Origin of the sequence: Erwinia sp. HDF1-3R (genome assembly GCF_039621855.1) — a bacterium.
Classification (GTDB): Bacteria; Pseudomonadota; Gammaproteobacteria; order Enterobacterales; family Enterobacteriaceae; genus Erwinia.
In genome coordinates this window covers 3277602-3291222 of record NZ_CP155071.1, presented here as the reverse complement: position 1 = coordinate 3291222, position 13621 = coordinate 3277602, and the positions used below count along the sequence as shown (strand labels likewise).

11 protein-coding genes, 1 tRNA gene and 1 pseudogene are annotated in these 13621 nt (G+C 55.8%); 4 read left to right on the top strand and 9 right to left on the bottom strand.

Going from position 1 to position 13621, the window contains the following annotated elements; translation table 11 throughout:
* Window positions 1-4: 4 nt before the first annotated feature.
* The 4 genes and pseudogenes from AAGR22_RS15035 to AAGR22_RS15020 form a co-directional block, all read right to left on the bottom strand.
* Window positions 5-1274: pseudogene (locus AAGR22_RS15035) on the bottom strand (integrase domain-containing protein).
* A gap of 213 nt (window positions 1275-1487) precedes the next feature.
* Window positions 1488-1564 (bottom strand) — tRNA-Pro (locus AAGR22_RS15030).
* Between the two features lie 84 nt (window positions 1565-1648).
* Complete coding sequence (gene yejM / locus AAGR22_RS15025) at window positions 1649-3400, bottom strand: LPS biosynthesis-modulating metalloenzyme YejM (protein ID WP_345828283.1); 1752 nt, start codon at window positions 3398-3400, stop codon at window positions 1649-1651.
* Between the two features lie 21 nt (window positions 3401-3421).
* Entirely contained in the window at window positions 3422-3649 is a 228-nt protein-coding gene (locus tag AAGR22_RS15020) for a YejL family protein (protein WP_067708690.1), read from the bottom strand.
* Window positions 3650-3806: 157 nt separating this feature from the next.
* Between AAGR22_RS15020 and yejK the strand changes: the two genes are divergently transcribed.
* The gene (gene yejK / locus AAGR22_RS15015; protein WP_345828281.1) at window positions 3807-4811 is read left to right on the top strand and encodes a nucleoid-associated protein YejK; all 1005 of its coding nucleotides are present in this window, start codon (window positions 3807-3809) and stop codon (window positions 4809-4811) included.
* A gap of 147 nt (window positions 4812-4958) precedes the next feature.
* Here the strand turns inward: yejK and rplY are convergent, their stop codons facing one another.
* Together rplY and AAGR22_RS15005 are read right to left on the bottom strand one after the other, a co-directional pair.
* Window positions 4959-5243, bottom strand: coding sequence for a 50S ribosomal protein L25 (rplY, locus tag AAGR22_RS15010; protein ID WP_067708683.1), 285 nt, complete (start codon window positions 5241-5243; stop codon window positions 4959-4961).
* Between the two features lie 139 nt (window positions 5244-5382).
* Window positions 5383-7137: a DEAD/DEAH box helicase family protein gene (locus AAGR22_RS15005; RefSeq protein ID WP_345828279.1), complete on the bottom strand. Its 1755-nt coding sequence runs from the start codon at window positions 7135-7137 to the stop codon at window positions 5383-5385.
* Window positions 7138-7371: 234 nt separating this feature from the next.
* Between AAGR22_RS15005 and rsuA the strand changes: the two genes are divergently transcribed.
* From rsuA to AAGR22_RS14990, 3 genes are all read left to right on the top strand, one after another.
* Window positions 7372-8079 (top strand): 16S rRNA pseudouridine(516) synthase RsuA, encoded by a 708-nt coding sequence (rsuA, locus tag AAGR22_RS15000; RefSeq protein ID WP_067708677.1) that lies wholly within the window; start codon window positions 7372-7374, stop codon window positions 8077-8079.
* Window positions 8080-8112: 33 nt separating this feature from the next.
* Complete coding sequence (locus AAGR22_RS14995) at window positions 8113-9312, top strand: Bcr/CflA family multidrug efflux MFS transporter (RefSeq protein WP_156485022.1); 1200 nt, start codon at window positions 8113-8115, stop codon at window positions 9310-9312.
* A 270-nt stretch (window positions 9313-9582) separates the two neighbouring features.
* On the top strand, window positions 9583-9927 hold the full coding sequence (locus AAGR22_RS14990; protein WP_197473350.1) for a YejG family protein: 345 nt from the start codon (window positions 9583-9585) through the stop codon (window positions 9925-9927).
* On the opposite strand, the gene yejF is transcribed toward AAGR22_RS14990, so the two are convergent.
* Genes yejF through AAGR22_RS14975 form a run of 3 tightly spaced genes read right to left on the bottom strand, consistent with a single transcriptional unit; the run spans window position 9872 to window position 13613 of the window.
* A complete protein-coding gene (gene yejF, locus AAGR22_RS14985; RefSeq protein ID WP_345828278.1) occupies window positions 9872-11494 on the bottom strand; it encodes a microcin C ABC transporter ATP-binding protein YejF in 1623 nt (540 codons plus the stop codon). The two genes, AAGR22_RS14990 and yejF, sit on opposite strands and share 56 nt — an antisense overlap.
* A 2-nt stretch (window positions 11495-11496) precedes the next feature.
* On the bottom strand, window positions 11497-12522 hold the full coding sequence (locus AAGR22_RS14980; protein ID WP_345828276.1) for a microcin C ABC transporter permease: 1026 nt from the start codon (window positions 12520-12522) through the stop codon (window positions 11497-11499).
* A complete protein-coding gene (locus tag AAGR22_RS14975) occupies window positions 12522-13613 on the bottom strand; it encodes a microcin C ABC transporter permease YejB (RefSeq protein WP_345828275.1) in 1092 nt (363 codons plus the stop codon). The genes AAGR22_RS14980 and AAGR22_RS14975 overlap by 1 nt, the downstream gene beginning before the upstream one ends.
* Window positions 13614-13621 lie beyond the last annotated feature (8 nt).

The following is a 13621-nucleotide window of genomic DNA, read 5'->3' as shown; positions in this document are numbered from 1 at the left end:
ATTATCATACTTTTAAATCATGGTAATGATTTACTGAATCATTTTCCAATCCTGATGAAAAGCTGTAGTTGCCACTTGCTGACAGTTCAACATGCTTACCCCACCAAGACATCATATCTCTTCGTTGCTCCAGATATTGAGAGCGGTTGTAAGTTCTCCTGACCTCATTAGTATCAATGTGAGCCAGTGCTGCCTCAATGACGTCAGGCTGAAATCCCTTCTCATTAAGAATAGTTGAGGCTATGGATCTCATACCGTGCGCAACAAGGATATCTTTGAAGCCCATGCGCTTCAGTGCCATGTTAGCAGCCTGACTGTTCATAGGTTCAAACGGATTTCGGTAGCCGGGAAAAACGTGAGGTCTGTGTTTGCTGATAGGCTTCATAATTTCCAATACGGCTAGTGCCTGCTCAGACAATGGAACAATATGCATACGTTTCATTTTCATGCGCCCGGCAGGAATACGCCATTCTTTGGTTTCAAAATTGATCTCGTCCCACCGGGTCATTGCGGCTTCAGCTGGTCTTGTCATGGTTAGCAACTGCCATTCAATAAGGCAACGCGTTTGTCTGCCAATACTCGCAAATGCGAGATTCTTCATAAGCAGAGGTAGCTGTTCAGGTAAGAGGGCAGGGCGATGTTTTACTTTTGGCTTATGGAACGTCTTACCGATTTTTTTTTGCCGCTGGGTTTGAAGTGACTAAGCCAGAGTTCAAAGCGTAATCCATAACCTCATTAATAAGATGACTCAACCTTTTAACAGTTTCGAGTCTACCTGCCGCATGAGTTGGGCTAAGGGATCCGATGAACTGTTGGGCTGTAATGCTGGAAATAGGCATAGAGCCAATATGTGGGAACACATATTTACTTATTGAACGCCGGATATTGTTAAGAGTATGGGTTGTTAATCCGGCTGCCTCTTTGGTCTTAAACCACCCAGCTGCAACTTTTTCAAACGTACTTTCACTCACACTCTTCTGACGAAGCTATTCTGCCCTTTTGTGCTCTTGAGGATCGACGTCTTTGCTGAGAAGAGTGCGGGCTGTTTCACGATTTTGGCGGGCTTCGGAAAGCGAAACGGAAGGGTATGAGCCAAAGCTGATCATAGCCCGTTTACGAGTGAAGGGTTTGTAATAACGAAACCGCCAGAGTTTTGAGCCTCCGGGAGTTACCTGCAGTTCCAGACCGTCCCCGTCATAAAGAACCAATGCTCGTCCAGCAGCTTTGGCGTTCTTCACTTCGGTATTGTTTACGGGCTTGGTCTGTCTTGCCATAAACAGTCTCCATTCTGTTCCTCGGAAGGCTTAGGCATATCAAAAGGCAGTCTTAGAAACGAATGTCCATGAGTATGCCTAAATTAGGTGGATTCCACTGTATCAATCAGGATTTCACTAGACAACAGAAAACAGCAGATTTCAACAACCTACTGTTTAAACTGTTTTTTATGGTTCTCTCTGGGCTTCACCAGACAAAACGTTGGGATAATTTGGTCGGCACGAGAGGATTTGAACCTCCGACCCCTGACACCCCATGACAGTGCGCTACCAGGCTGCGCTACGTGCCGACACGTGGGCTTATAGTACTCATTTCATCTGCAATTGCAAGCGCCTAACGCGTTGACTGCTTTGAATTTATACAGTGCCAGCCATTAATCGGCGGTGAAACGTTTCTCATCGGTCAGCACCTGCAACAGCAGGGCGAGCTGAGGCTTATGATCTTTTAACCGATGCCCCTGGTTATCCCATGCCTTGTAGCTGCCGTTAGCATCCAACGCCAGCGTGACGGAAGGCGTGGTGATCACCAGCTGGCGATCGCTGTTGGCAATCACCCAGTCGCGCCGACGGGCAGCCGCAAAAAGATCCTCTCCCTGTGAATAGTCCGTGGCAGAGGTGCTGACGTGCAGAAGGCGCTGCATGAGGGTAGTCATAATATCCTGATGCCCGGTCAGCTTGTCCACCTGCTGCGCAGGGGTATTCGGCCAGTGAACCACCAGCGGCACCTGCAGATTGGACCGGTTACCCATACTGGTGTCGCCGTCCAGCGCAATGCCGTGCCGGGCGGTGATCACCACGACGGTTTTATCCAGCATGCCGTTATCTTTCAGCGTGGTCAGCACATTTTGAATCTGCGTATCCACGTCGGCTGCGCTGCGCGCGTAGCGGCGGGCGAACTCCTTCGCATTACCCGCTGGCTCCGCCATGCCCGACAGTGACAGCCAGGAGAACCACGGCGACGGACTGTTTTTCTGCCCGTCCAGCCAGCGCTGCCACTGTAGGGTGGTCTGCGAGTTCGGCTGACTTTTTGATGCAGGCAGAGAATAATCTGCCAGCAGTGCCTGACGGTAGAGCGGCGCATTGAAGCCGTCGGAGGCGAATAGACCGAACTGGTAACCCTGCTTGCTCAGCGCGCCAAACAGGGCAGAGGGGACGCGCGCGGAGAGCACGCCGTCCATATAGCCCGGTGAAATTCCGTAAAACAGGCCAAACAGGCCGCTGTCGCCGGTAAAGCCTGCGCTAAAGTGATGGGTGAAATTGACGTTTTCATCGGCAAACTGCTTCAGGTGCGGCAGACTTTTCGCCACTGAGGCCTCGTTCAATCCATCCACGGTGATCACCAGCAGGTTATTGCGCGTACCGGCGTCGCTAAAGGTGATGTTGTTTAGTGGATAGGTGACCGACAGTGCCTCAGGGTTACCCTGTTCCACCAGGCGTCGCTGATACTCCTGCGCATCCAGCAGGCCGTGCCGCTCCAGGAAGCGTCGGGCGGTCATCGGATAGGAGAGCGGCAGGTTGGAGCGCTGCATGGTTATAGGGCGATAGAAGTTCGCATCCGCCCAGATATACATCACATGGCTGGTAAAGAAGGCCGCGATAAACAGCAGCGCCAGCGGCTTACCAAAGTTGCGCCGGTTGAGGCTGCGAAGTTTTTGCCAGCTCCAGGTGGCAAACAGCATCTCGACCAGAAATATGGCCGGTACGCTGATAAACATCAGCTGCCAGTCGCGGGCCATCTCACTCTGGTCCGGGTTAACGACCAGTTCCCATACGACCGGGTTAAGGTGCAGATGAAACCGATTAAAGACCGCGCTGTCCACCAGAATCAGCGTCAGCCCGGCGGTCGCGATAATGGCAGAGAGAAAGCGCAGCAGCCGCTGGGACATCGCCACGAAGGTGAGCGGGAAGATAATCAGCAGATAGGCGGCAAACACAATAAAGCTGAAGTGACCAATCCAGCTGGTAAACGCATAGATGCGTCCTGCCAGCGAGGCGGGCCAGTCGGTAACAAACAGGTAACGGCTACCCAGAATAAAGGCAAAGATAATATTAAACAGGGCGAACCAGTGCCCCCAGCTAATCATCTGGGACACTTTTTCTCGGTAGGGCTGCCGATTTGTTACCATAGCAGAGTCTGAATCTTCACATTAATGGGCTTTATCATCACGTACCGAAGCCTGCAGCGCGTCGGCGAAGGAGCGAGCCAGCGTGCTGCGCTGAGCAGGCGATACGCTGTTATTAAGTAAATTAGTCACCATATTTCCCAGTACCATCAGGGAAAGATCGGTGGGGGCCTTGTCTTTTTCAAGTACGCTGGCCATTTCGGCGAGGAGTTTTTCCACGCGGGTGTCACTGTAACGGGATGATTGCGGCATAAGGTCGAGTTTATTCAGTGTTAAAGGGCGGCATCTTAACGTAAAAGTGCGATTTTTTCTGCTCTTTTATCGTCAACGCCCGGTTAAAGTTGTTGCCTGTTGATCGCCGTCGCACTCGGTGTTTGAATACGCGCCTACATCAAAAGGAGAGTTTACCATGAGTCTGGATATCGAGCAGATTGCTCTTCACCAGCTGATCAAGCGCGACGAGCAGACGCTTGAGCTGGTGCTGCGCGAATCACTGCTTCCCGCGAATGCTCCGGTCACCGCGATGATGGAAGAACTGCATCGTGTTTACAGCGCCAAGAACAAAGCTTACGGCCTGTTTAACGAAGAGAGCGAGCTGGCCGAGGCGCTGCGCAACTGCCGTAAGGGTGAGGATGATTTCCTCGCGTTCAGCCGTGCGGCTACGGGTCGACTGCGTGATGAGCTGGCAAAATATCCGTTTGCGGAAGGCGGCGTGGTGCTGTTCGGTCACTACCGCTATCTGGCGGTCGACTATCTGCTGATTGCGGTACTGAACAGCCAGAACAGCATGCGCGTGAATGAAGAGCTGGATATCAGCAGCACGCACTATCTGGATATCAACCATGCCGATATTGTGGCGCGTATCGACCTGACCGAATGGGAAACCAATCCAGAGTCAACGCGCTATCTTACCTTCCTGCGGGGAAGAGTAGGGCGCAAGGTTGCCGACTTCTTTATGGATTTCCTCGGCGCCAGCGTGGGTCTGGATACCAAAGCGCAGAACCGCGGGTTACTGCAGGCGGTAGACGACTACTGCTCTGAGGCCACTCTCGATAAAAATGAGCGGCAGAACTATCGGCAGCAGGTCTACAGCTACTGTAATGAACAGCTGCAGGCGGGCGAGGAGATTGCATTACAGGGGCTTTCTGAAGAGCTGGCGCCGCTCGGTGAAAAAAGCTTCCAGGCCTTTACGCAGGAGCAGGGATATGAGCTGGAGGAGAGTTTTCCGGCCGATCGCAGTACGCTGCGCCAGCTGACCAAATTTTCCGGCAGCGGCGGTGGGCTAACGATCAACTTTGACGCAATGCTGTTAGGCGAGCGCATTTTCTGGGATCCGGCAACGGATACGCTGACGATCAAAGGCACACCGCCCAACCTGCGTGACCAGCTCCAGCGCCGCAGTAGCGGCAAATAAAATCGCGGTTTGAGCAGAATCTTAGCCGCGGCGAACAACGTAACTGTTTGAGGGACGTTGTTCGCCGCGACAAACAGCGTCGCTATTGCAGGCAAAAAAAAACGCCGCATTACGCGGCGTTTTCTTCACAGGATTTCAAACGGGCGATTAAGCGCGAACGAAGTCGATGTGGTGCAGTTTTGGCTTGAACGGGTGACGCTGTACAGCCTGCACTTTTACTTTTGACTCTTTGCCATCAACAACCAGAGTCAGCACTTCGGTGTAGAACTCAGGCTTAACCTGCATGTTCATCACGTAGTCGTGGTCCAGTTCGATAGCAACAGCTGCTTCGTTACCGCCATAAATGATGGCCGGGAATTTGTTAGCTGTACGCAGGCGGCGGCTCGCACCCTTGCCCTGCTCTTTACGTTCTACTGCATTGATAGTGAACATTGTTCAATCTCTTTATCTGATTATCCTGCTACAGGCGACCCAGCAACAGGTTGGAGTGTTCAGCTTTGGCGAAAGCAAAAGCGGGGCGCATTATAGCCCAGGTTTCGCGCCAGCGGCAATGAATTAAACCGTCGTGGCGCTAGCGCAGCATATTGGCGCGGCGATAGCGCCCCTGGTAGTCGAATACTTTTTCCCGAATCTGCCAGAAATGGCGCTGCTTTCTCGCCACGATAAAGTCGGGCTGACGCAGCAGGGGCTGGAGGGCGACAATATCCGCTGCCGTTTTCCACACCAGCGGGACGCCGGGGGCGCGCTGGTGTGGGCGCAGGAAAATCTGCGCAAAGGCGGTACGCTGGGCGGGGGTGAAGAGCCGGAAGCGCTCGCTGACCTCGGTGGCTTCCTCATCATAATAGCGCACCTTCAGCCACTCTCCTTTTTCGTCGCTGCCGGTTTCCAGCACCATTGCCGCGCAGCGCAGAACCAGGGCGTCCTTAAGTTTGAGCGCCGCTTTTAGCATATCGTCGGCATCCACCAGCAGCGCATCACACTGATGACAGCGCCGGGCGGCAATATCGTTTTCCGCATTGCAGTGCGGACACTGTTTAAAGCGAAAGCGATAGTCGCACTGTTCACGATTGCCTTCGTCATCCTCCAGTACGCCCTGACAGCGGCGGCCAAAATGCTCAATTACGGTACCGTCCGGGGTCGTTTTACCCCAAAACGTATTGGCGAACCCGCAGGCGGGGCAGAATACCTGCACCGGCTTATTGTCACTTTTCCCTTTCGGCGAGCCCACCTCAGGCGTGAAAATATCGTGCGGGTTGCCGGCGTAATCCAGAATCAGGCAGTCGGTTTTTCCCGGGGAAAGGCGCAGGCCGCGCCCGACAATCTGCTGATAGAGGCTGACAGACTCGGTAGGGCGCAGGATGGCGATCAGGTCTACGTGCGGCGCGTCAAAGCCGGTGGTCAGTACCGCCACGTTAACCAGGTAACGCAGCTGTCGCGCCTTAAAGGCGGTAATCAGCGCGTCACGTTCGGCGGCAGGCGTCCCGGCGGTGATCAGGGCCTTACCCTCAGGCAGCAGGCCCAGCACCTCTTTCGCGTGTTCAACCGTGGAGGCAAAGATCATGACACCCTGACGGTCCTGAGCAAATTCCACAATCTGCTGAACGATATGCGGCGTAATACGCTGCTGTTGTTTCAGCTCACGGTTGAGGTCCGCTTCGCTAAAGAGACCGTTTTCACGGGCGGTCAGGCGGCTGAAGTCGTACTGCACCACCGGCATATCCAGTCTTTCCGGCGGCACCAGAAAGCCATGCTTCACCATATAGCGCAGCGGCAGCTCATAAATACAGTCGCGAAACAGCGCCCGCTCATCGCCGCGCACCATGCCGTGGTAGTGGAACTGGTAAATCCAGCCTTTCCCCAGGCGATAGGGCGTCGCGGTCAGGCCCAGCAGTCGCAGTCGCGGGTTGCTTAAGCGCAGGTGGTTCAGCACCTGCTGATACTGGCTGTCGTCGGCGTCGCTGATGCGGTGGCACTCGTCGACGATCAGCAGGGTAAACTCCCCCTCAAACTGCGACAGGTTGCGGGCCACCGACTGGACGCTGCCAAAGACCACTTTGCTGCGGCTCTGTTTTTGCTGCAGCCCGGCGGAGAAGATATCGGCTTCCAGCCCGTAGGCGAGGTATTTACCGTGGTTTTGCGCCACCAGTTCCCGGACGTGCGCCAGTACCAGCACGCGTCCCCGTGCCAGCCTGGCCAGTTCGGCAATAACCAGGCTTTTACCCGCGCCGGTTGGCAGCACGATAACGGCGGGCTGATGAGAACGACGGAAGTAGCTGAGCGTGGCATCAACCGCTTCCTGCTGATAGGGGCGCAGAGTAAACGACATGGTTTTCGGAGGATCTGGGAGCAAAACCGCATTATGACATGAAAGGCCGCTTCATGCCCGTCAGCCTCTGTGCCTCGACGCTAACTCCCTATATACTGAGGCGGTATCCGGGGGCGCTGTTCAGTCTCCCCGGTGATGGGCAGAACAGTCAGGATCCACGCGTTCTCTCTCTTCAAACGCTCCGCAGTCAGGAGCGTCGGTTTTCATATCTACTAAACAGGCAGTGCAGATTTAATGCGACTTGATAAATTTTTGTCTCAGCAGCTGGAAGTCAGCCGCGCCATCGCGGGACGCGAGATACGGGCGCGTAAGGTAACGGTTGATGGGGAAGTGGTACGGGAAAGTGCGTTCAGGCTGAACCCTGAAAGCCAGGTTGAGTATGATGGCAATCCGCTACAGCAGCAGCTCGGACCGCGCTACTTCATGCTGAATAAGCCGCAGGGCTACGTCTGCTCCACTGACGATCCCGATCACCCAACGGTGCTCTATTTCCTGCATGAGCCCACCGCTTATAAGCTCCATGCGGCAGGGCGACTGGATATTGATACCACCGGCCTGGTGCTGATGACCGACGACGGCCAGTGGTCACACCGTATTACCTCGCCTCGCCATCACTGCGAAAAAACCTATCTGGTGACGCTGGAGTCGCCGCTGGCGGAGGATACGGCGGCGCAGTTTACCGCGGGTGTCCAGCTGCATAACGAAAAAGACCTGACCAAACCGGCCCGGCTGGACGTTATCGACGAACATCAGGTGCGTCTGACCATCAGTGAGGGCCGCTATCATCAGGTAAAACGGATGTTTGCAGCGGTCGGCAACCGCGTGGTGGAGCTGCACCGTGAGCGCATTGGTGCGATAGCCATGGACGAGGATCTGCAGCCGGGCGAATACCGTGCCCTGACCGAAGAAGAAATTGCCAGCGTGGGTCTGCCGACCCGTTGATCATAACCAGAAGCTTGTGTGGGGTAGATGAGGGTGCGTAAGGAAAAGAATTCGTCGCTGGGGCTGGTGGTGATCCTTGGCCTGCTGGCGATGTTAATGCCGCTATCAATTGATATGTATTTACCTGCGCTCCCGCAAATTGCCCACGAGTTCGGGGTATCAGCGGGTAGCGTGCAGATGACGCTTAATCTGTATATCTTCGGGTTTGCTCTCGGGCAGCTGATTTACGGGCCGCTGGCGGACAGCTTTGGGCGTAAACCGGTCATTGCCGTGGGGACGCTGATTTTTGCCGTCGCCGCTGCCGCCTGTGCGCTTTCCCAGTCAATCGACCAGCTGATTTTTATGCGTCTGCTGCACGGCCTGTCGGCAGCGGCGGGCAGCGTGGTGATCAGCGCGCTGATGCGGGATACCTACTCGAAGGAAGAGTTTTCCCGCATGATGTCATTCGTGATGCTGGTCACCACCATTGCACCGCTGGTGGCCCCCATCGTAGGCGGCTGGATGCTGCTGGTCTGGAGCTGGCACGCAATCTTCTGGACCATCTCGCTGGCCGCGGTGGTCACCACCGTGCTGGTTGTCACCCAGATCAAAGAGACGCTGCCGCGTGAAAAGCGACAGAAATTCCATCTCCGTACCACCCTGAGAAATTTTTTGTCGCTGTTCCGCCACAAGCGCGTATTCAGCTATATGCTGGCCAGCGGCTTCTCATTTGCCGGGCTGTTCTCATTCCTCAACGTCGGGCCCTTTGTCTATATTGAGCTGAACCACATCAGCCCGCAGGATTTCGGCTACTACTTTGCCCTGAATATCGTCTTCCTGTTTCTGATGACGCTGCTTAACAGCCGCTGCGTCCGTCGATTTGGTCCGCTGGCGATGTTCCGGCTCGGGCTGCTGATACAGTTCAGCATGGGCGTGTGGATGGTGGTGGTTAGCGCGTTCAATCTGGGCTTTCTGCCGCTGGTGTTTGGTGTGGCGATGTTTATTGGCTGCGTGGCGATGGTCTCCTCCAATGCCATGGCGGTCATTCTGGAAGAGTTTCCCCATATGGCAGGCACGGCGTCATCGCTGGCGGGCACGCTGCGATTTGGCGTGGGCGCGCTGGTGGGTGCGCTGCTCTCGACGCTCTCCTTCCACTCGGCCTGGCCAATGGTGGGGTCGATCTTTATCTGTGCGACAGTCTCCGTTCTACTCTTCCTCTACGCTGCCCGACCGCGTAAAGGCGTAACGGTCTGATTGCACCCTTCCCACAGGTCAGGGGATGCTGAGTGTCGACTATGTTGCTTTAATGTGAATGTAACGCTGCTAAAATTTACCTATATGCAACAAAAATGGTTGTTATTCACGCCGTGACGCGGTAAATATAGCCTTGAAACGTGAGGCAACGCTCAAAAACGACCCTGCTCAGGTGATGCTGCCCTTGCTTTATCCTGCCGTGCAATATCTACCGTTGGTGAAAAAACGGCTGTTATAGCATTGCACTCGCTGTTGAACTGGGGAGTTTAGCTGACTATGTTACAACATTCTGTCGTACACCGATTACCGCAAAGCTATCGCTGGGGCACGGGATCGTCCGAACTCAGCGTAGAGCCGCTGACGCTGAATGGCGTCGCTGGCGATGACGATCTGATTGGCCTTAGCCTGCTCAGCCACCAGGGGGAGCAGGCATGGGATATCATGCAAATGATCAAAGAGGCACTGGCGGACATCAAGCTTGAGTGCGCCGTGGTAGAGTGGGACGGACAGCCCTGCCTGTTCGTGACCCGTCATGATGAAAGCGCCACCACCTGCCGCCTTAAGAACTTTGGCGTGGGGATTGCGGAAACATGGCGAAATCACTCAGTGCTATAAGCTGCTGCGTGTAGCGTTCTTTTGGGGCGGAGAATATCGCCTCACACTCTCCCTGCTCAATTACTTCACCCTGCCGCAGCACCACCACCTGATGACAGAGCGATCTGACCACCTGTAAGTCATGGCTGATGAAAATGTAGGCCAGCTGGCGATCGCGCTGCAATTTTTTCAGCAGCGTCAGGATCTGTTTCTGAACCGACCTGTCGAGCGATGAGGTCGGCTCATCAAGGATAATCAGCTCCGGCTGTAATATCAGCGCCCGGGCGATGGCGATGCGCTGGCGTTGCCCACCGGAAAACTCGGCGGGGTAGCGGTGCCGCGTCTCCGCATCCAGCCCCACCTCCTGCATCGCTGCAATCACGCGCGCCTCGCGCTGCTTTTCGCTGAGGGCAGGGTGATGAACCTGTAGCCCCTCGGCGATAATTTGCAGCACGTTTAGCCGGGGATTGAGTGAAGAGTTGGGATCCTGGAATACCACCTGGATTTTTGGCCGCACCGGCAGCATCTTTCGCCGATCCCACTGGTGCAGCGGCTGATTGCGAAACCAGATCTCACCCTGTGACGAAATAAGCCGCAGCAGCGCCAGCCCGGTGGTACTTTTGCCCGAGCCGGACTCTCCCACCAGCCCCAGACTTTCCCCGGGGCGAAGTACAAAACTGAGCGAGCGTAGCGCGTGATGGTAACCGGTGACCCGGCGCATCAGGCCCTGTTTGATCGGAAAGGCAACCTGAAGCTGACTGACGCGAAGCAGCGGGTCGGCGTGGCTGTCTGCCGGTTCGGGTCTGCCTTCCGGCTCAGCATTAAGCAGCGTTTGCGTATAAGGATGTAGGGGCGAGTCGAATAGCCGTCGGGTTGTATTGCTCTCCACGCCCTTGCCGTTATGCATCACCGTGACGTTATCCGCCAGCTGTCGCACAATGTTCAGGTTGTGCGTGATGAACAGCAGCCCCATATTCAGCTCCTGCTTTAGCTCGTTCAGCAGAGTCAGGATCTGCGCCTGGACTGAGACGTCCAGCGCCGTCGTTGGCTCATCGGCGATCAGCAGTTCGGGACGGGTCAGTAGCGCCATGGCGATCATGATGCGCTGACGCTCGCCTCCAGAGAGCTGATGCGGGAAATCTTTCAGCCGCCGGGCGGCGTCGCGAATGCCTACGCGATCCAGGCAGGTCAGCATTTCGGCACGCGCCGCCTCTCTGCGCATCGCGCGATGCAGCGAAAGTACCTCATACAGCTGCTTTTCGACGGTGTGCAGCGGGTTGAGCGACACCATCGGCTCCTGAAAAATCATTGCCATGCGGTTGCCGCGCAGGCCGCGTAGCGTGCGCTCGTCGGCGGTCAGTACGTTCTGTCCGGCAAAGTGTATGTCACCCTGCTGATAAACCACCGGCGGTGACGGGAGCAGGCGCATAATTGACAGGGCGGTGACGCTTTTTCCCGAGCCGGACTCGCCCACCAGGGCGCGCGTTTCACCCGCCTCCACGGAGAGCGACAGGCTGTCCACCACCCGCCTTTCGACCCCGGAGGCGCGGAAGGCGATGCTTAAGTCTTTCACAATAAGCAGGGACATACTCAGTGCACCTTACTGGGGTCGAAGGCGTCACGAACCGCCTCGCCGATAAAAATAAGCAGCGACAGCAGGATCGCCAGCGAGAAGAAGGCCGCAATCCCCAGCCACGGGGCCTGAAGATTGTTTTTCCCCTGCAGGAGCAGCTCCCCCAGCGAGGGAGAGCCCAGCGGCAGGCCAAAGCCGAGAAAGTCGAGCGAGGTCAGCGTGGTTATCGATCCGCACAGAATAAACGGCAGCCAGGTGAGCGTCGCGACCATGGCATTCGGTAGCATATGGCGTGACATAATGTGCCGGTCGCTGACGCCCAGCGCCTGCGCTGCACGAATATAGTCAAAATTGCGCGCGCGCAGGAATTCGGCGCGCACCACGCCGACCAGCTGCATCCAGCCAAACATCACGGTTATTCCCAGCAGCCACCAGAATCCCGGCTGGATGATGCTGGAGAGCAAAATAATCAGAAACAGCGTGGGCATACCGGACCAGACTTCAATAAAGCGCTGGCCCCATAAATCCACTCTTCCGCCGTAGTACCCCTGTAGCGCGCCTGCGGTGATGCCCATCACGCTGGAGATAAGCGTCAGCGTCAGGCCAAACAGCAGGGAAATGCGTGTGCCATAGAGGATCCTTGCCAGCACATCCCCGCCGTTGGCGTCGGTGCCCAGCCAGTTCTGCGCGGAGGGGGGCGAGGGGAAAGGGACGCGGGTGGCGAAGTTGATGGTGTTATCACCAAAACGGATCGGCGCCCAAACGGCCCAGCCGTGCTGGCTCAGGCGCGACTTAAGCCAGGGATCCTGATAATCCGCCGCGGTTGCCAGCGGGCCGCCAAAATCGGCTTCGGTATAATTCACCAGCAGGGGAAAATAAGTCTGCTGCTGGTAGCGGACAATCAGCGGCTTATCGTTTGCCAGCAGGTTAGCGCCCAGGCAGAGGATAAACAGCGCGATGAAAATCCACAGCGACCAGTAACCGCGTCGGTTATGGCAAAAACGCGCCCAGCGTGCCTGATTAACCGGGTTCAACCTTTTCATTAGCGCCCCTCAAAATCAATGCGTGGATCAACCAGCGTATAGGTGATATCGCTAAGGATATTCAACAGCAGGCCGATCAGCGTAAAGATGTAGAGCGTGCCAAACATCACCGGATAGTCACGCTGCAGGGTCGCTTCATAGCCCAGCAGGCCGAGTCCATTGAGGGAGAACATCACTTCAATCAGCAGCGATCCGGTAAAAAACATGCTGATAAAGGTGGCGGGAAACCCGGCGATAACCAGCAGCATGGCGTTGCGAAAGACGTGACGATAAAGGATTTTTTTCTCATCCAGCCCCTTCGCTCTGGCGGTTACCACATACTGTTTACGAATTTCATCGGTAAAAGCATTTTTGGTGAGCATCGTCAGGGTGGCAAAGCCGCCGATAACGGTGGCAAGTACCGGCAGCGTAATGTGCCACAGATAATCGGTAATTTTACCATACCAGGGGAGCGCGTCGAACCGGGCAGAAACCAGCCCGCGCAGGGGAAACCAGTCCAGGTAGCTGCCGCCCGCGAACAGCACAATCATCACGATGCCAAACAGAAATGACGGGATAGCATAGCCCGCAATGATCAGCGTACTGCTCCAGGTATCGAAGGCGCTACCGTTACGTACCGCCTTGTTGATGCCGAGCGGGATAGAAACCAGATAGATAATCAGCGTGCTCCACAGCCCCAGCGTCACCGAAACGGGCAGGCTCTGTTTAATGAGCTGAATAACCGAACTGCTGCGAAACAGGCTGTCGCCAAAGTCAAAGCGCGCGTAGTGCCACAGCATGTCGAAATAGCGCTGATACAGGGGCTTATCGAAGCCGTAGCGGCGGGTTATTTCGGCGATCACTTCCGGGTCCAGTCCCCGGGAACCGCGATACTGGCTGTCGCCGGGCATCGAATTCGGCGTGCCGCGCGCATGGCTGTCGGAAGCACCGCCCCCGCCTGGTAGTCCGGTGCTCTGACCGAACTCGATATTGGCCAGCGCCTGGTCAACCGGACCACCGGGTGCAATCTGCACAATAAAAAAGTTGATGGTAATAATCGCCCACAGCGTGGGGATGACCAGCAGCAGCCGGCGTAGCAGATAGGCACCCACTCTTTGCT

Bases quoted from the DNA above. Each gene is read 5' to 3' on its own strand.
- yejM (WP_345828283.1), bottom strand. From the start codon at position 3,400: ATGGTAACAAATCGGCAGCCCTACCGAGAAAAAGTGTCCCAGATGATT.
- AAGR22_RS15020 (WP_067708690.1), bottom strand. From the start codon at position 3,649: ATGCCGCAATCATCCCGTTACAGTGACACCCGCGTGGAAAAACTCCTC.
- yejK (WP_345828281.1), top strand. From the start codon at position 3,807: ATGAGTCTGGATATCGAGCAGATTGCTCTTCACCAGCTGATCAAGCGC.
- rplY (WP_067708683.1), bottom strand. From the start codon at position 5,243: ATGTTCACTATCAATGCAGTAGAACGTAAAGAGCAGGGCAAGGGTGCG.
- AAGR22_RS15005 (WP_345828279.1), bottom strand. From the start codon at position 7,137: ATGTCGTTTACTCTGCGCCCCTATCAGCAGGAAGCGGTTGATGCCACG.
- rsuA (WP_067708677.1), top strand. From the start codon at position 7,372: ATGCGACTTGATAAATTTTTGTCTCAGCAGCTGGAAGTCAGCCGCGCC.
- yejF (WP_345828278.1), bottom strand. From the start codon at position 11,494: ATGTCCCTGCTTATTGTGAAAGACTTAAGCATCGCCTTCCGCGCCTCC.
- AAGR22_RS14980 (WP_345828276.1), bottom strand. From the start codon at position 12,522: ATGAAAAGGTTGAACCCGGTTAATCAGGCACGCTGGGCGCGTTTTTGC.